Raw genomic sequence first — 17,644 nt, 5'->3', positions numbered from 1 at the left:
TCAGCGAATAGCGAAACACAGATAAAAGACAGCCAGCGAAACAGCGAACGCCGGCTGCTTTTACTGCCTCACTATTACTCTAATCTAAAGTCGTCGATGAAGAAAATGCCGGGTATATAGTGACCTTCTCCACCAATCTGAATCACGATTCGGTTGAGGTCTTTTCGGTCAGCGAATTCAGAGAAGTCGAATGTCAACTCCACCCATTTGTCTAGCTGTGTCACCTCTTTCTTAATCTCCACTTGGGTTTCCCAAGGTGCGCCCGAAGTACCGTCCTGCAGTTTCATCGACACTTGCTTCAGCATGTTTTTGATCGCCCAGTCATAGCCAGCCGTGGATGTATAGTCATTGTAGCTTGGCATAAACACTTTCAGCTTGAACACATTGCGCGAAGACAGGTCAAAATTGTAAGTATAGTCGGCAAACAGGTTGGCGAAGGCGTATGGCTCACCTTCCTGCTTGATGTACATCGCCACCTTTGGAGACGTGTTTGGTGCAAGCGGAGCAGGGTTGTCGTAGCTCTCGTTAAAGGTCAGCTGGTCTTTCTTCCAGACCATGTTGCCGTTTCCGTCGAAGCTGTCGAACATGTTTTCCATTTTGTTTGTGCGAGGCGTCACGGGCACGGTATAGCCTTCGGGCACCAGACGCAGCCACCAGCTCAGCGCCGGGTTTACGCCGTCGCCGGCTTTCAGGTATAGCTCATTTTCTGTGAGGGTCAGAATTTCGTAACGCGATACACCCGTGTAGTAGCCAAGGAAGCCGCCATTTGTCAGCACCAGAAACTTTTTGGAGCCTTCATCTACAATACTCCACGTCATGTCGGTTGGCGGGGTGTGCGACAGGGTATAGTCGTCGGCTTGCGCGGTGCCGCCCAAACCTGCTGCGTTGGCACCGTTCACAAAGGTGTCGCCATTATTTTGGTAGGTATAGGCGAAGCCGTTCAGGTTGAACGTCATTTCGTCGTCGTACAAACCTTCGGAGGCTTTGTCGTTTGCGGGAGCTGACCACCAGATCGGGGAGGTTTCCTCAACAGGGCCCACACCCAAGTGACCAGCTTGGTGGCGATCAATCACCCACGTTTTGCCAGCAGCATTGGAAGCGCCGCCACCTGTCAGGGTATTGTAGTCTTCTCGGTCCAGCATGCTCACATCGGTTTCAGCTATGTTAATGGTTTGCGTGTTAGACGCGTAGCCTCCGTTTGTGATGATAGTCAGCTTAACGGTATAGCTACCCTTTGTAGGATATGCGCTGCTTACCTGCGCGCCTTCAGCTGCACTGCCATTACCAAAATCCCAGATAGCTCTGAATGCCCCCGGCGTGGTGTTGGTGAAGATAATGATGTTGTCGTTGTCTTCTGACGGGGTGGCTGTAAACTGCACCATTTCAGAACGTGGTGCGGGTGCCAGCCCGCCGTCTATTTCATCTGGCGTACAGCCGGTATGGCTAATTGCCGTCAGTGCTATTGCGAGGTAAAAGCAAAGGCCCGATATGATTTTAGTGTATTTCATGATGTTTTTATTTATCGTATCCGACAATTATCTATACTCAGGATTCTGAACCAGCTTGGTGTTCACCAATTCGTTTAGCGGAATCGGCAACACCTCGTGCTTGCCCTCCACAAAGCCCATTGGCCCTAGCACGGTGGCCGCTCTGCCAGTGCGCACGAGGTCGTAGAAGCGGTGGCCTTCGGTTGCCAGTTCCAGTCTGCGCTCGCGGTATACATTTTCCAGTGTAGCGGCTACGGGGTCAAGGCCCACACGGGCACGAACGGCGTTGAGGAGTTCTCCCGCTCTTGTGCTGTTACCACCACCCTGCAGCAGCGCCTCGGCCTCCATCAGGTAGGTATCCGCCAGACGGATCTCGATGTAGTTGTTTGGGTAGTTCAATATCAAATCGCCGCCGCCTGTGCTTAACCACTCTTTGGTTGGAGCGTATTTTTTCACGAAGTAACCCGTATCGTCGAAGCTAGGCTCATACACGGCATCCGGTATATTATTAACGTCGAGCACGGTGTGTTCGAAGCGCGGATCACCTGTTAGAGCGTTCACTAAGTCTTGCGTAAGGGGGTTAAAGCCCCAGCCTGCTTCGTAAATCGGTCCTGAGTAGCCTCTGGGACCGAACATGAGCACAGCGATGTTGCCATCAAAGTTCGGCCAAGTTCCCCAACCTGCATTGCCCTGCGAAGTGTGCACGATCTCAAAAATGTTTTCGCTGTTGAACTTGTTGCCCGGGTTGAATATGGCGCCGAAATCTTCCAGCAGTCTGTAGCCATACATGCTTGTACCGCCCGGTGTGCCGTTTACGTCTGCGAGTTGTGTGGCAGCGTCAGCCCATTTTTTCTGGTAAAGGTATACCTTTCCCAACAGTGCTTTGCCTGCGCCTTGCGTCACACGGCCACCTTCTGTAGACGCTGGCACCGTGGTCGGCAGGTTAGGTATAGCGTCTTTCAAGTCTTGTTCAATCTGCGCGTATACCTGTTCTGGCGTCACTTGCTCCTGATCAAATAACTCTGACGTTTCAAGTGGGGCTGTGAAGAGGGGCACGTTTCTGAAAAGGCGTACTAAGTCAAAATAGTAGTAGGCTCGCAAAAACTTGGCCTCCGCGATGAAACGCGCGGTCATGGCTTCGGAAAGACCCGGCACACCTGCTTCCAGTTTAGAAAGTATGGTATTGGCACGTGCCACGCCTCTGAAATTTCTGTTCCAGTATTCTTCCTGCGGACCGATAGCCGGGTTCAGTGTAAATCTGTTCCAAGCCTGCCATGTGTTCATGTCTGACGGGCCACCGCCACCGGCGTGAGCATCATCTGATGCCGCATTCACCGCGCCAAAGTTGTGGTAGGTGTTGCCTGCCTGCCAGCCGAGTGGGTCATAAGCTGACACCAAGCCGGCATAGGCTTCTTCAGGATTTCTATAGTAGTTCGATTCTAGGATAGTGCCTTTTGGGTCCACATCCAGATAATCGTCTGAGCAGGAGCTCAATATTGGCAGACCTAGAACGATGCATGCCATATAAGTAAGATATCTTCTTTTCATATCGTTTCTCTTCTAAAATCTGTCTGATTAAAAGCCAATGTTAATACCAGCCATTAGGGTGCGTGCCTGTGGATAAAACGCGCGGTCAACGCCCATGATGTTGCCACCTATCTCAGGGTCGAAGCCCGTGTATTTAGTGAAAGTGAGCAGGTTGTTAGCGCTTACATAGAATCGTGCTTTCTGAAGCGAAATCTTATCAGTCAACACGCTTGGCAAGGTATAACCAATCTGGAAAGTCTTGATTCTGAAGTAATCGCCATCCTCTAAGTAGAAGTCCGATGGGTTAGAGAAGTTGCCATTCGGATCGCTTGTAGACAGTCTTGGGTAGTCGTTTGAAGTGCCTTCGCCTGTCCAGCGGCCTAGCGCTCTGGTTTGCCAGTTGGCATAGGCTACATCCAGTCTGCGCAAGCCTTGGAAGATTTTATTGCCTGTCACGCCTTGTCCGAACACTAATAAGTCGAAGTTTTTCCAAGACGCGTTGAAAGTAAGACCAAAAGTCCAGTCAGGCAGTGGTTTGCCAAGCACCATACGGTCATCGGCGTCAATTACACCATCGTCGTTTGCATCTACCCAACGGAAGTCACCTGGTCTGGCATTAGGCTGTATCACTTGTCCGGCTGAGTTAACGTGGCTTGCTACTTCTTCTTCATTTTGGAAGATTCCGTCTGTCTTGTAGCCGTAGAAGGTGCCGAAAGGCTGCCCTACAAAAGATCGGTTGAGTAAGCCGCTGAAGGTATGGATACTGGCTGCATTGGCATCTGTAAACACTTTCCCTGACTCAAGTGCAAGAACTTTGTTTTGCACATAAGAAGCATTACCCGTAAGGCCGAAATTGAAGTCGCCCATCTGTCTGTTATAGCCCAGTTCCAGTTCCACACCGCGGTTCTGCATGTCGGCAATGTTAGCAATTGGAAGACCAGTAGAACCTACATAGCCTGGAACGTCTAACGGTCTCAGAATTCCCGTTGTCTTTTTGTTGTACCAGTCGAAGGTCAGGTTGATGGCATTGAAAAGTGTGGTTTCGAAACCTATGTTTGACTGGGTAGTTTCTTCCCAGCGCAGATCGGGGTTGGCGGGAGCGTTCGGGCTGTAACCGATGGTATAGCCATCAGGTCCGAAAGTATAGTTTCTGCCCGCGCCAATAGTAGAGATGAAAGCAAATGGCATTCCCGTGTTGTCGTTACCTACTATGCCGTAAGAACCGCGTATTTTCAGGTAGTCCACCACTTGGTTGCTTGGCCAGAAAGCTTCGTTGGAGGCAACCCAACCCAGTGAAAGTGACGGGAAGTAACCATACTTGTAGCTGTCACCGAATCTGGAAGAACCGTCGCGACGGATGATGCCTGTTAAGAGGTAGCGCTCCTTATAATCATATGTCACACGGCTGAACAGGGAGCTGATGGTGTGCGCAACGTTGTCGTAGCCATAAGCTGTGATGTTGGCAGTTGGCACTTGCAGGTTAAAAGTAGCGTCGCCGAAATTGCTGGCAGGTATAGCGTTGTACGATACGCCCAAGCCGTCGAACTCACCGTCTTTATAGGCTCCTTGGCCCAGCAAAACAGAGAAGTTGTGGCCATCAATGGAATTCGTGTAAGATAGAATGTTCTCAATGTTGTAATCCACTACCATACTTCGGTCGCGGCTGCGCGCAGTCTGCGGACTAATTGTCGAGGCATTGAGGTAATAAATCGGTCTGTAACTCTCGCTACCCCAGTAAGCCATTTTGCCACCGAGTGTAGATCGGAACTTCAAACCTTTAATCGGTTCGATTTCTGCAAACGCATTGCCTATGATGTTATCCGACCATCCGTAGTTGCCCAATTGGGTTTGTACATAAGCGAGTGGGTTGGTCATTTCCTGCTGCACTGTGGTAGAAATACCATAAGGGAAGCCCTGTGGATTTCTAACCACAGGCTGAGTGAAGTATGCACTGCGCGGGTCATTAAAAACAGCAGGATCGGTGATGAGTACCGGAGTTGTTGGGTCTAGGTTGATAGCTGAACTGAGCGGACCGCCGAACTCCGTGTTCGGGTTAAGACCGCCTCGGCTATTAATGTGCGAATAACCCAAGGTCTGGCCAATGGTAAGCCATTTAGTTACTTTATGAGTGGAGTTTAAGCGTACGTTGTGGCGCTCAAAGCCCGAGATTTCTGTTGTTACAATACCCTCTTGGTTCAGGTAGCCATAAGAAGCATAGAAAGTAGACTTATCGTTGCCACCGCTCAAAGCAAAGTCGTGGTTCTGTATCAGCGCGTTATCGTTGAAAACGGTTGATTGCCAGTCGGTGCCTTCGCCTAATGCCTGTGGGTCAGGGTATGGCAGTGCAAATGTCTGCCCCGGCTGCCAGCCGGCTGTATAGGCCTCGTTTCGAAGTGTGGCATACTGGGTCGCATTGAGCAGGTCTAGCTTACGAACAGGTCCCTGCGTACCCACATACGCATTGTAGTTTACTCTGATACTACCTTGGCGACCCTTCTTGGTCGTCACCAAAATAACGCCTGTCGCACCGCGAGTACCGTAAATTGCAGCTGAGGCGGCGTCTTTCAATAGTTCAATGGATTCAATATCAGACTGGTTCAGGTATTCTATACCTCCGTTCACTACTACACCGTCTACCACATAAAGCGGTTCGTTGTTGTTCAAAGTAGTTATACCGCGTACGCGAACTGTTGCTGCAGAACCCGGCGCTCCAGAGTTAGAGGCAATGGTTACACCTGAAGTTCTGCCCTGCAGGGCTTGCTCCACGCGTGTGATCTGCTGATTTTCAAGATCGGAGGCGCGTACACTCGAGATTGCGCCCGTTACCACGCTCTTCTTTTGCACACCGTAACCTACCACAACTACCTCTTCCAGCGCTCGCGCATCTGTTTTAAGCACGATGTTGACGATGGTTTGGTCATTAATGGCTACTTCCTGCTGAATGAAGCCTATGTAAGTAACCACCAACACACCGCCCTTGTCAGGCACAGTAATAGAGAAATTGCCATTGGCGTCGGTTATAGCGCCTGTGCTTGTTCCCTTAAGCGAAACACTAGCACCAATCAAGGGCTCGCCTGTATCAGAAGTTACTGTGCCAGTAATTGTCTTGGCATAGAACTTCTCTTTGTTTAGCCTAGCCATACCTGCTTTCTCTGCATAAGCGGAGTAGGGGATGCAGGTAGCCATGGTAAGGCAAACCACAGATGTGTATAGATACTTCCTCATAAATTATTTTGGTTAAATAATTAAATTCGATTTATATGGGTGAGAAATCGGCAATTGCATTTTAGGTAATAGCTCTGACTTAGTTCTAGCGCACAGGGCGCAGTGTTCAGAGGAGTGGGCATCATAGAGCGACTGTTTGTTATGGTAGGCTTTCTGCCTCGGTTACTTTGTGTTATAATGTTAAGCAAGTTGTGGTTTAAGTCATAAAAAGTAGACACTGCATGGTTACTTTTCGACTACGTCAAAACTACGTCAACTTTAATAAATGCTTGTAAGTGATTGGTTTTTAGTTGATAAACTCGTGAGTTGTGTAAGGGTATAGCATGTATGCCTGTTGGAGCGTGTGAAGGGGCTTGATACAAACTTCGTAAAAAAAGGGGTAGATAAAGCGCTCCTTTTACTAAAATAAAAATGATGGTCTAATGTTTTTGCAAATTTGATAAGCAAGCTCAAGGCTTGAAATAGGGTAGCATGTGCTCAAAATTGTATTTTACCTTATAAACGACCAAGGCCCGCTAATAGTAGCAGGCCTTGGTCGTTCTTAACTTCTAACTCCTAAATTCTTTGACTCACCCTACCCCCTCTGGATCAGAAACACAATGTAGGCAACATAAATAGCTAAGAAGAAGATACCGTTCCAGCGGTCAATGGTGTTCTTTTTTCCAATAGGTATAACAACAATCAGCAGCGTACTGGCAAAGATCATTACCATGATGTCGGAGTTACTCACCACATTGAAAGGAAGCGGGTTAATGAGGGCACTTATACCTAATATCCAAAGCAGATTGAAGATGTTAGAGCCAATCACGTTACCGATGGCAATGTCGATGTTTCTTCGGTAAGCAGCCATGGCAGAGGTAACTAGTTCCGGCAAAGAGGTGCCTATCGCTACGATGGTTAAGCCGATAAAGGACTCGCTTAAGCCGAAGGACTGCGCAATTGAAACAGCGCCGTCTACAACCCACTTACCACCCAAAAACAAACCTACGCCTCCCAGCACCATAAAAAGCACCGACTTTGGTATACTCATCATGGGGCCTTCATCTTCCTCAATTATTTCATCTTTGTTTGTTTTGGCAATGTTGTAGATATAGGCCATGAACAACACAAAGAAAAATAGTAGTATCCCCCCATCAACACGACTTATGTAAAGGCTTGTTTTGTCGCCGAACAACACGGCATTAGCCAGAAAGCCAACCAACAGGGTGGCGATGAGGGAGAAGGGGATCTCAGTAAGGATAGTGTTGCGCTTAATGGGTAGCGGGCAAATAACAGCCGTTATACCTATGATCAACAAGAGATTAGCCACATTGCTGCCAAATACATTGCCTATCGCAAGTTCTGACTGCCCTTGCGCACTCGACATAATATTGATGATGAGTTCGGGCAGGGAAGTGCCAAACGACACGACCGTCAGACCTACCACCATGTCCGAAATGTTGAAACGCTTGGCCACTGACGAAGCACCCGATACAAGCATATCGGCGCCTTTAATCAGAAATACAAAGCCAATTATAAACAGTATGTATAGTAGCATAGACTGATAGGGTATCCAAAAAAAGAAAGGCTGCCTATATGATTACAGACAGCCTTTCCCTATACTTTAAACCATTGCGAGGGGTTATGCCATGTTATGGTAAACCGCCTGCACGTCGTCGTCCTCTTCAATCTTCTCCACCAAGTTTTCGATCTCCTCGGCCTGCTCGTCTGTCAACTCCATGCGGGTGTTCGGCACACGCTGTAACTCAGCACTGATCACATTCAAACCTTTCTCTTCCAACGCTTTCTGCATCGCACCGAAGTCGGTAAAGGCAGTCTCCACGATGATCTCACCTTCGTGCTCGTAAATGTCTTCTGCACCGGCGTCGATTAGTTCCAGTTCGAGTTCCTCGATGTCAAGCCCTTCAGCAGCAATCTTGAAGATGCCCTTGCGCGTGAAGATAAAGTCCAGAGAGCCTGTTTTGCCTACAGCGCCACCTGCCCGCGAAAAGTACACGCGCATGTTCGCAATCGTGCGGTTAAGGTTGTCTGTGGCGGTCTCTACCAGAATGGCGATACCGTGCGGACCGTAGCCCTCGTATACTACTTCTTCGTAGTCTTTCTCTTCTTTGGAAGAGGCACGCTTGATGGCCGCTTCCACGCGGTCCTTCGGCATGTTCACGCCTTTGGCGTTATTTATGGCCGTACGCAGTCGGGAGTTGGTTTCCGGGTTAGGACCAGACTCTTTTACTGCCATTACGATCTCCTTGCCGAGGCGTGTAAAAGCCTTCGACATCTTGTCCCAACGCTTAAATTTACGGGCTTTTCTAAATTCAAATGCTCTTCCCATGGTATCTGGTTACGTATATCTATTACAAATTTAGGGAGCTTAACTGTAAATTGGTAGAGCTACCCGAAAAACCTTGCACTAATTGCCATCTCAGCTATACCTATACCTTTAGCGACACTACTGCCTTGCTGATTTTGGCTGTCTTGCCTGAACGTGGAAGTCGGTAATGTACAGGTGCTGGTCGCAGAAACTGTACTCGTGCACGATGTTGGAGCCCACTATAATAAGTCGCCCCTCCTTATTGGCCGCCACATGTTCTTGATACCAGCTCACGCCTTCCTGATCAAGGTTGGTGGTGGGCTCGTCGAGAACCAGTAGCTTTGTGTCAGAATAAATGGCCAGTCCCAGTTTCAGGCGCTGTTTCATGCCCGATGAGAAATCCTTCACATACTTGTTGCGTGACTTCTGCAGACCCATACGCTCTACCAGTTCTTTGTGCGAAAGGTTGTTTCGAAGCGGCTTAAAGCGGGTATGGAAATCGATCATCTCGAGGAGGGTGAACTCTTCTATTAGCTCAAGATAGGGCGCTGTGAGCGAGAGTTCGCGGTAGGCTCTGTCCGGAGCAACGGTCTTGCCATCTATCAGGTAGGTAATCTCACCTTCAGAATGCAGGTTGTGCCCGGCTATAACAGTAAGAAGAGTGGATTTACCGGATCCATTATGCCCTAGGATGGCATAGGAGGTGCCTGACTCCAAGGTATAGGTCAGGTTCCGGAAAATCCACTCGTAATTGTAGCGTTTACCTAAGTTGCTTAGGTTAATTTGCATCTTTTGCGAAATAGCTCTTGATGATACCGCGGCCGGAGTTACGCACAAAATTCACGATCTCGTCACGCTCTTTGCTCGGTGCCATTTCCAGTTCAATCTTGTCGAGGGCCTCAGTTGTGTTGTTGCCGCTCATGAACAGGATACGGTAGATTTGCTGTACTTCGTTGATCTGTTCGCTGTTAAAGCCTCTGCGACGCAAACCGATAGAGTTGATGCCGGCATAGGTAAGTGGCTCACGCGCCGCCTTTACATAAGGAGGCACATCTTTGCGAACCAGCGAGCCACCTGAAATCATAGCATGCGCTCCGATTTTAACAAACTGGTGCACGGCGCTGGAACCACCGATGATGGCGTAATCGCCCATCTCTACGTGGCCTGCCATCTGCACGGCGTTCACCACGATACAGTTGTCGCCTACTACGCAATCGTGTGCGATGTGCGCGTAAGACATGATCAGGCAGTTGCTACCCACCACGGTCTTCATCTTGTCGATGGTGCCACGGCTGATGGTTACGCACTCTCTGATCACGGTATTGTCACCGATGATGGCGGTTGTGTCTTCACCGGCGAACTTCAGGTCCTGCGGCACAGAAGAGATAACGGCACCCGGGTACACCTTGCAGTTCTTGCCAATGCGGGCACCTTCCATGATGGTCACGTTGGGGCCAATCCAAGTGCCTTCTCCAATCTCTACGTTTTTGTAAATGGTCGAAAAGGGCTCTACTACCACATTCTGGGCAATTTTAGCCTCTGGGTGGATGTATGCTAACGGCTGGTTCATGCGTTTTTCTTTACTATACTTGCCGACATCTCTGCCTCCATTACCAGTTGGCCGCCCACGAAGGCCTGACCAGACATCTTGGCAATACCCCGTTTCACAGGGGCAAGCAATTCACATTTAAAAATTATAGTATCACCCGGTATCACCTTGCGCTTAAAGCGGCAGCGGTCTATACCTAGAAAATAAGTCCAATAGTCTTCCGGATTCTCCACTGTGTTTAGCACCAGAATGCCACCCGTCTGGGCCATCGCTTCGATCTGGATAACGCCCGGCAGCACAGGGTTGCCCGGGAAGTGGCCTTGGAAGAAAGGCTCGTTCATGGTCACGTTCTTAACGCCCGTCACCGTGGTTTCGTCTAAGTGGATGATTTTATCGATGAGCAGGAAAGGGTAACGGTGTGGCAACGTGGCCGCGATCTGGTTGATGTCCATTACCGGTGGCTTTTTCGGATCGTAGGTTGGTACGGTCTTAATCGAAGCTTCCTGTATAAGTTTCTTAACACGCTTTGCAAAAGCGATGTTGGCAGCATGTCCCGGTCTTGCGGCAAGGATCTGTCCTTTTATCGGTCGGCCAATCAAAGCAAGGTCGCCCATCAGGTCCAACAGCTTGTGACGGGCCATCTCGTTTTTGAAGCGCAGCTCTGTGTTGTTCAGAATGCCCTCTTCTTCCACGGTTACTTTTTTCTTGCCCAGCAAATCGGCCAGGTAGGATAGTTCGCCGTCTTCCACCACGCGGTCCACGATCACGATGGCATTGTCCAGGTCGCCGCCTTTGATCAGGTTTTGCTTGTAAAGCGCCTCCAGTTCGTGCAGAAAACAGAAAGTGCGGCAAGGCGCAATCTCCTCTTCAAACTGGTTCATGTCTGTAATGGAAGCATGCTGGCTGCCCAGTACAGGCGAATTATAATCTACCATCACGGTCAGGCGGTAGTCGTCGAGCGGAAGGGCGGCTATTTCTACACCACGTTTCTCATCTTTGTAACTCACGCCTTCGGTTATCTCGAAGTAGTTGCGCAGGGCGTTTTGCTCCTGCAGCCCAACTGCAAGAAGCGCTTTCACGAATTCAATGGAAGAGCCATCCATGATCGGAGGTTCCGGGCCATCGAGCTCAATCAGCACATTGTCAATCTGCAGGCCTACCAGTGCTGCCAGCGTATGCTCCACCGTATTCACGCGCGCGCCGTTCTGTTCGATGGTCGTGCCGCGGGAAAGGTCCACTACATTGTCCACGTCCACATTCACGATCGGCTGACCCTCGAGGTCGATGCGCTGAAACTTGTAGCCGTGGTTAGCCTGTGCCGGCTTGAATGTCATGTTAGACACGACACCAGTGTGCAATCCAACGCCCGATACGGTTACCGGACCCTTGATGGTATGCTGTTTATAATTCATTAATGTTTCGTTATTTACTTCCGGCTATGCCTATCCTATCGTAGCGCACAGAGTATGAGCGGACTTACAGCGGGGTGAGCATTGCGACTGCAAACTTAAGATTTTATACAGTGCCTGCCAATTTTAATTGAGGGCACAGGTATAGGAGGCCGTAAAAACCTAGATTTTCTCTCTTAGCTCTTCTAATTCGCGCTGAATTTCAGGTAATTTGCGGAACACGGTAATCGCTTTGAGGTTTTGCTTGTAGTCGAAGGCTGGGGAGCCTTGAATGATAGTGCCCGACTCTTTCACGGATTTAGAAACGCCTGACTGCGCTCCGATGGTGGTTTTGTCGGCGATGCTGATATGGCCTACGATACCAACCTGCCCGGCAATCACACAGTTGTTTCCTACCTTAGTAGAGCCGGAAATACCTGTTTGTGAGGCGATAACGGTATGCTGACCTACTTCCACATTGTGGGCCACCTGTACGAGGTTGTCGATCTTGGTGCCTTTGCGGATGATGGTAGAGCCCATGGTGGCACAGTCGATGGTGGTGTTGGCGCCGATGTTCACGTCGTCTTCCAGCACCACGTTGCCGATTTGCGGCACATTTTTGTATGTGCCGTCTGCCTGCGGGGCGAAGCCGAAGCCGTCGCTGCCCAGCACCACACCGGCATGCAGCGTGCAATTGGCACCCACCACCGTGTTGGCGTATAATTTAACTCCCGCGAAAATAGTGGTGTTATCACCGATGGTCACATTGTCGCCGATGTATGCCTGCGGATAGATGCGCACATTCTGACCGATTTTGCAGTTGTTGCCAATATAAGAAAAGGCACCGCGGTAGTGGCCTTCGCCTATTTCGCTGCCAGCGCCCATAAAACAAGGCTCTTCCACGCCCACCTTGGAGGCGAGCACAGCTTGGTGGTAATAAGCTAATAGGGTTGAGAAACTGGAGTAAGGATCGGCTACGCGAATAAGAGAGGCGGATACGGGCTTTTTCAGCTCCAGTTTATCCGACACGATCACCGCACTTGCTCCGGTTGTATAAAGATATGGTTCATATTTAGGATTAGACAAAAACGCAAGTGCGCCAGTGCTGGCCTCTTCGATTTTGGCTAATGTACTGACCTTTACTGTCTTGTCTCCTTCAACTTCTCCCTTCAAAAGGTCTGCAATCTGTTGAATAGTGAATTCCATCTTGTAAAATTAGAGCAAAAAATAAAATGTGCTACCCATTGGGGGCGCAAACTTAACAAAAAGTTTACGCTGTGCCGCCATATTCTGCCGCAGATTACGGAGAGGACAAGCAAATCCCGTGCTAATCCTAAAATCCATTTTCTATAAAGCCGCCACCTCCTTCGGGTAGCAAACAAAGTATTTCTCTACTTTGTTGCTTAGTGCCTGTATGTTGGGTAGGTCCGAGGCATCGGCCACGTTCACCACATAACCGGTTTTGGTGAGCACATCAATCGACTGCCCCTCTGCCTGATAAGCATTGTTGCTGATGCGGCCTGAGATCATCAGGTATTTCACATCTTCTGGGTTTACGTCGAAGCGGTCCTCCACCAGTTCGCTTATACCCAGCATCATCTCTTCGTCAATTGGTTTGCTGGAGATGTATACCTTGAACAGCTTTCGGTTCAGGATGCTTTTGGACAAATAGGAGATAACAGGGTCGGGGTGGGCGGCCCATTCTTTTATGCCACTCCATACGTCGTGGTCGTCCAATGAAACGAAGCGCTCTAGGATGCTGTTATCTCTTTGAAAGTCTTCTAATGTAAGGTTGGAAGACAGGAAGAACTTGAGGCAGGTGCTGGCCGGCACGTCTATACCTTGCTGCAGAAGTTCACGGGCGCGCTGCACGGTGCGCAACACCATGTGCTCGGCACTGATCACGGTTTTGTGCAGGTATACCTGCCAGTACATCAGGCGACGGCTCACCAGAAAGTTCTCGATGCTGTAAATGGCCTTTTCTTCCACCACCAGCTTGTCGTTGGCCACGTCCAGCATTTTGATGAGACGGTCGGCTCCGATCTTTCCCTCGTATACCCCAGTATAAAAGCTGTCGCGGTTCAGGTAATCGAGGCGGTCCACGTCGAGCTGACTTGATACCAGTTGGTGAAAAAAGCGGCGCTCGTAGGTATCCGTGAAGATTTTAATGGCGAGGCTCAATCTGCCACCGAACTCTTCGTTGAGCAGGTGCATGATGTGCAGTGAGAGGTGCTCGTGGTGAACTTCCTGAAAAATGGCCGTCTCCAAAGCATGCGAAAAAGGCCCGTGGCCCACGTCGTGCAGAAGAATGGCGATAAGAGAGGCCTCAAACTCGGCGTCGGATATCTCGTTGTTTTTGCCGCGCAGTGTGTTCAGGGCCAGATTCATGAGGTGCATGGCTCCCAAGGCGTGGTGAAAACGGGTATGCAGGGCGCCCGGGTATACCATTTCGGTCAGTCCCAGCTGCTTGATCCGGCGCAGACGCTGGAAGTAAGGGTGATCGATGATGTCGAACAGTAATTCAGACGGCACCGTGATGAAACCGTATACAGGGTCGTTTAATATTTTTTTCTTATTCACAAAAACCGAGGTTTTTAATTGTTAAATTGCTAATCGTTAATCGGTTGCTTAAATAGAGCCAGATCAGCCCAAAGCATCAACCGCAATCTGTACGCCTATGTTTGCGTTCCGATATTCGGTAACTTTCAGGTTCAGGTATAGTAAACAAATTATACCCCTTTTGATCTGATTGCTTTGTAAGCAATTAACAATGAAGCCATTTAGAAACAGCGCGCAACAAATAAAACTATGCAAAGATATACGATTTTATGGGCCGATGACGAAATCGACCTACTCAAGCCACACATTCTTTTCCTAGAAGAAAGAGGCTACGACATTACCCCAGTAAACAGTGGGGCCGACGCTATCGAAAAGGTGCAGGAGCAAGGTTTCGATGTGGTGTTCCTCGACGAAAACATGCCCGGCATCAGCGGTCTGGAAACGCTGAACGAGATCAAGACCATCCGCCCGGCCATGCCCGTGATCATGATCACCAAGAGTGAGGAGGAACACATCATGGAGGAGGCCATTGGTTCTAAAATATCCGACTACCTGATCAAACCCCTCAACCCAAGCCAGATCTTACTTTCTGTGAAAAAGACGCTGGAAAACAAGCGTCTGGTGTCAGAGAAAACCAACATGAGCTACCAGCGCGACTTCCGTCAGTTGGGTATGGCCTTTGGCGAGCGCCTGAGCCCGGGCGAGTGGGCTGACATCTATAAAAAACTGGTATACTGGGAGCTCGAGATCGATGAGACCGAGAACAAGAGTATGGCCGACGTGATCAACATGCAGAAGGACGAGGCTAACTCCAACTTTGCCAAGTTTATCATGGACAACTATGAGGACTGGATTAATGGTGACTCGGACGACACGCCGCTGATGTCGCACCAGTTATTCAGAGAGCGGGTAATCCCGATGATGAAGGAGTCGGACAAGCCGGTATACTTCGTGCTGATTGACAACCTGCGCTACGACCAATGGAAGGTGCTCGAGCCGCTCATTTCCGAATACTTCACCGTCGATACGGAGGAGATGTTCTACTCGATCCTGCCTACCACCACTGCCTATGCCCGTAATGCGATCTTCTCGGGCATGATGCCGACCGAGATCATCAAAAAATACCCGAACCTGTGGGTGAGCGATGATGAGGAAGAAGGAAAAAACCTGCACGAACAGGACTTTCTGGAAATTCAGCTGCAGCAAAACCGCATCACCGACAAGCATAGCTACCATAAGATCACCAACCCGGCTGCCGGCAAGGATTTGAACAGCAAGTTCAATAACCTCGACAACAACAAGCTGAATGTGATCGTGTACAACTTCGTGGATATGCTCTCGCATGCCCGTACGGACAGTAACATGGTGCGCGAACTGGCGCCGGACGAATCTGCGTACCGCTCCATCACGCGCTCTTGGTTTATCCATTCGCCATTGTTCGAGATGCTGAAGCTGATCGCCGACCGTAAAGCCCGTATGATCATTACGACGGACCACGGCACGATCCGGGTGAAGCGCCCATTCAAGATCATCGGCGACCGCCAAACGAACACCAACTTAAGGTATAAGCACGGTAAGAACCTCGGTTACACCGACAAAGATGTGTTCACGGTGCGCAAGCCCGAACGATTTTTCTTGCCAAAGGCCAACGTTTCCACTACGTTTGTATTCGCGATCGAAGACTACTTCTTCGCTTACCCGAACAACTATAACTACTACGTGAACTACTACAAAGACACCTTCCAGCACGGAGGGGTGTCGCTGGAGGAGTGCATTATACCATTTATCACGCTGACGCCTAAGAATGTATAACACAGGAGTTGAGAAGACAAGTATCAAGATGTCGTCGTTGGCTGACCTGCCGGCGGCGGCTTCTGTGCTTTTGGAGGAGGTCCGTGAGGAGCCTATTATTTTGTTTGAGGGCCCGATGGGAGCCGGAAAAACTACGCTTATAAAAGAACTCTGCCGCCAGATGGGCGTGAAGGAGAACGTGAGTAGCCCGACCTTCGCCCTTGTGAATGAGTATGAAGGGGCTGATGGGAACCTAATTTACCATTTTGACTTTTATAGGATTAATGAGGAGCGTGAGGCGCTCGGCATCGGGGCGCTGGAGTATTTCGACTCTGGCCGTACCTGCCTGATCGAGTGGCCGTCCATGATCCCGAACCTGTTGCCGGAGCATTACCTGTTGGTAAAGCTGCAGCCCGCCGCTGAAGGCGAGGAGCGCACCATGACCATAAACCGCGTATGAGCATGACGGAGAGATTCGCCGTTGAATTAGGAAAGATAGCGGCCAGCCAAGCTCTTTATCCAAAGGAGTCTATGCTGGCTGTGGAGGAACGATACAAGAGCCTGTTTATCGGGCTTCCGAAAGAGTCGTCGTTTCAAGAAAACCGCATTGGCCTAACCCCAGATGCCGTAAAACAGCTAACCGACCAAGGCCACGAAATATGGGTCGAAACCGGAGCCGGCGGGCCGTCCAAATACTCCGACAACGACTATTCCGAAGCCGGAGCCCGAATTGTCTACTCCTGCAAAGAGGTATATGAAGCCGGCATCGTGCTCAAAATAGCGCCGCCTACCTATGATGAGATCGAGTACCTGCGCCCGGGACAAACGCTGATCTCTGCCCTGCACTTCGGCAACCTGACCTCAGACTATATCAACGCCCTTCTCCGCAAAAAGATAAACGCCATTTCTTTTGAGCTGATCCGTGACAAGTCGGAGTCGAAGCCGGTAGTGCGTGCCATGAGCGAGATCGCCGGCAGTTCCTCTATGCTGATCGCGGCGGAGTATTTGAGTAGTAGCAACGATGGCAAAGGAGTTATTCTGGGAGGTATCACCGGAGTGGCGCCATCCAAAGTGGTGATCATGGGTGCCGGCACTGTGGCAGAATATGCAGCCCGCGCTGCCTTGGGACTAGGTGCTGAAGTGAAGGTGTTTGATAACCACATCTACAAGCTGCGCCGCCTGAAGCATAACATCGGTCAGCCGATATTTACCTCTACGCTGGACAAGACTATTCTGTACAACGAGCTCAAAAATGCGGATGTAGTGATTGGTGCTTTAGTAGCCGAAGAAGGACGCATGGCCTGTATGGTAGAGGAGGGGGTAGTAGCCCAAATGAATCCGGGTTCCATCATCATCGACGTGTGCATCGACCAAGGAGGTTGTTTTGAGACATCAGAACTTACTTCGCATAGCCGCCCGATCTATCGCAAATACGACATCATCCACTATTGCGTGCCGAACATCGCTTCGCGTGTACCGCGTACGGCTTCTACGGCGCTCAGCAATATCTTCACACCAATTTTCACGGAGATCTCTAAATTCGGGGGCATCAACGAGGTGCTGTTTATGAACGAGCACTACCGCAGCGGCGTGTACATCTACAAAGGCAGTCTGACGAATTCGCAGATCGCGAAGAAGTTTGGGATGCGGTACAAGGAGCTGGGGTTGATGATTGCGGTGCGGAATTAGAAGGTAAAGCTAATGTAAGAAATGGAAGCCCTGTCTGTTTAGGTGGGGCTTTTTTTATCTCACCTTTCTTTTTTTATCTCACCTTTGTTGAGGAACCCTACCCAAAACAGGGGACTTGTGC

The 17,644-nt window shown here is 49.8% G+C and carries 13 protein-coding genes; 3 read left to right on the top strand and 10 right to left on the bottom strand.

Translation table 11 applies throughout. From position 1 onward, the window contains the following. Nucleotides 1–74: 74 nt before the first annotated feature. The 10 genes from Q1A04_RS08085 to Q1A04_RS08040 all read right to left on the bottom strand — a co-directional run bounded on the left by Q1A04_RS08085 (nt 75) and on the right by Q1A04_RS08040 (nt 14,064). Nucleotides 75–1,508: a PKD domain-containing protein gene (locus Q1A04_RS08085; protein ID WP_299703764.1), complete on the bottom strand. Its 1,434-nt coding sequence runs from the start codon at nt 1,506–1,508 to the stop codon at nt 75–77. Between the two features lie 27 nt (nt 1,509–1,535). Continuing rightward, nucleotides 1,536–3,011, bottom strand: coding sequence for a RagB/SusD family nutrient uptake outer membrane protein (locus Q1A04_RS08080; protein ID WP_299703762.1), 1,476 nt, complete (start codon nt 3,009–3,011; stop codon nt 1,536–1,538). A gap of 51 nt (nt 3,012–3,062) precedes the next feature. Next, nucleotides 3,063–6,239: a TonB-dependent receptor gene (locus Q1A04_RS08075; RefSeq protein ID WP_299703759.1), complete on the bottom strand. Its 3,177-nt coding sequence runs from the start codon at nt 6,237–6,239 to the stop codon at nt 3,063–3,065. Nucleotides 6,240–6,813: 574 nt separating this feature from the next. After that, nucleotides 6,814–7,776: a calcium/sodium antiporter gene (locus Q1A04_RS08070; RefSeq protein WP_299703756.1), complete on the bottom strand. Its 963-nt coding sequence runs from the start codon at nt 7,774–7,776 to the stop codon at nt 6,814–6,816. A gap of 84 nt (nt 7,777–7,860) precedes the next feature. Further along, nucleotides 7,861–8,568 (bottom strand): YebC/PmpR family DNA-binding transcriptional regulator, encoded by a 708-nt coding sequence (locus Q1A04_RS08065; protein ID WP_299703753.1) that lies wholly within the window; start codon nt 8,566–8,568, stop codon nt 7,861–7,863. Nucleotides 8,569–8,685: 117 nt separating this feature from the next. After that, nucleotides 8,686–9,336, bottom strand: a complete 651-nt coding sequence (locus tag Q1A04_RS08060) for an ABC transporter ATP-binding protein (protein ID WP_299703750.1) — start codon at nt 9,334–9,336, stop codon at nt 8,686–8,688. After that, complete coding sequence (gene lpxA, locus Q1A04_RS08055; RefSeq protein WP_299703747.1) at nt 9,326–10,117, bottom strand: acyl-ACP--UDP-N-acetylglucosamine O-acyltransferase; 792 nt, start codon at nt 10,115–10,117, stop codon at nt 9,326–9,328. The genes Q1A04_RS08060 and lpxA overlap by 11 nt, the downstream gene beginning before the upstream one ends. Beyond that, the gene (locus Q1A04_RS08050) at nt 10,114–11,508 is read right to left on the bottom strand and encodes a bifunctional UDP-3-O-[3-hydroxymyristoyl] N-acetylglucosamine deacetylase/3-hydroxyacyl-ACP dehydratase (protein WP_299703744.1); all 1,395 of its coding nucleotides are present in this window, start codon (nt 11,506–11,508) and stop codon (nt 10,114–10,116) included. The genes lpxA and Q1A04_RS08050 overlap by 4 nt, the downstream gene beginning before the upstream one ends. Before the next feature lie 159 nt (nt 11,509–11,667). Beyond that, complete coding sequence (gene lpxD / locus Q1A04_RS08045) at nt 11,668–12,690, bottom strand: UDP-3-O-(3-hydroxymyristoyl)glucosamine N-acyltransferase (protein WP_299703742.1); 1,023 nt, start codon at nt 12,688–12,690, stop codon at nt 11,668–11,670. 141 nt (nt 12,691–12,831) lie between these two features. After that, nucleotides 12,832–14,064, bottom strand: coding sequence for an HD domain-containing protein (locus tag Q1A04_RS08040; RefSeq protein WP_299703739.1), 1,233 nt, complete (start codon nt 14,062–14,064; stop codon nt 12,832–12,834). Nucleotides 14,065–14,292: 228 nt separating this feature from the next. On the opposite strand from Q1A04_RS08040, the gene Q1A04_RS08035 reads away from it, so the two are divergent. The 3 genes from Q1A04_RS08035 to Q1A04_RS08025 are packed head-to-tail and all read left to right on the top strand — an operon-like array spanning nt 14,293 to nt 17,523. Next, entirely contained in the window at nt 14,293–15,855 is a 1,563-nt protein-coding gene (locus Q1A04_RS08035; protein WP_299703738.1) for a PglZ domain-containing protein, read from the top strand. A 28-nt stretch (nt 15,856–15,883) separates the two neighbouring features. Next, nucleotides 15,884–16,294 carry a tRNA (adenosine(37)-N6)-threonylcarbamoyltransferase complex ATPase subunit type 1 TsaE gene (gene tsaE / locus Q1A04_RS08030; protein ID WP_299706952.1) on the top strand — a complete coding sequence of 137 codons (411 nt, stop codon included), beginning with the start codon at nt 15,884–15,886 and terminating at the stop codon, nt 16,292–16,294. A 2-nt stretch (nt 16,295–16,296) separates the two neighbouring features. After that, on the top strand, nt 16,297–17,523 hold the full coding sequence (locus tag Q1A04_RS08025; RefSeq protein WP_299703735.1) for an alanine dehydrogenase: 1,227 nt from the start codon (nt 16,297–16,299) through the stop codon (nt 17,521–17,523). The last annotated feature ends 121 nt before the right edge of the window (nt 17,524–17,644 follow it).

The sequence above is a fragment of the uncultured Pontibacter sp. genome (genome assembly GCF_947499215.1).
GTDB lineage: Bacteria > Bacteroidota > Bacteroidia > Cytophagales > Hymenobacteraceae > Pontibacter.
Note: the sequence above shows the minus strand (reverse complement) of the source record. Positions and strands in the feature narration are given on the sequence as shown.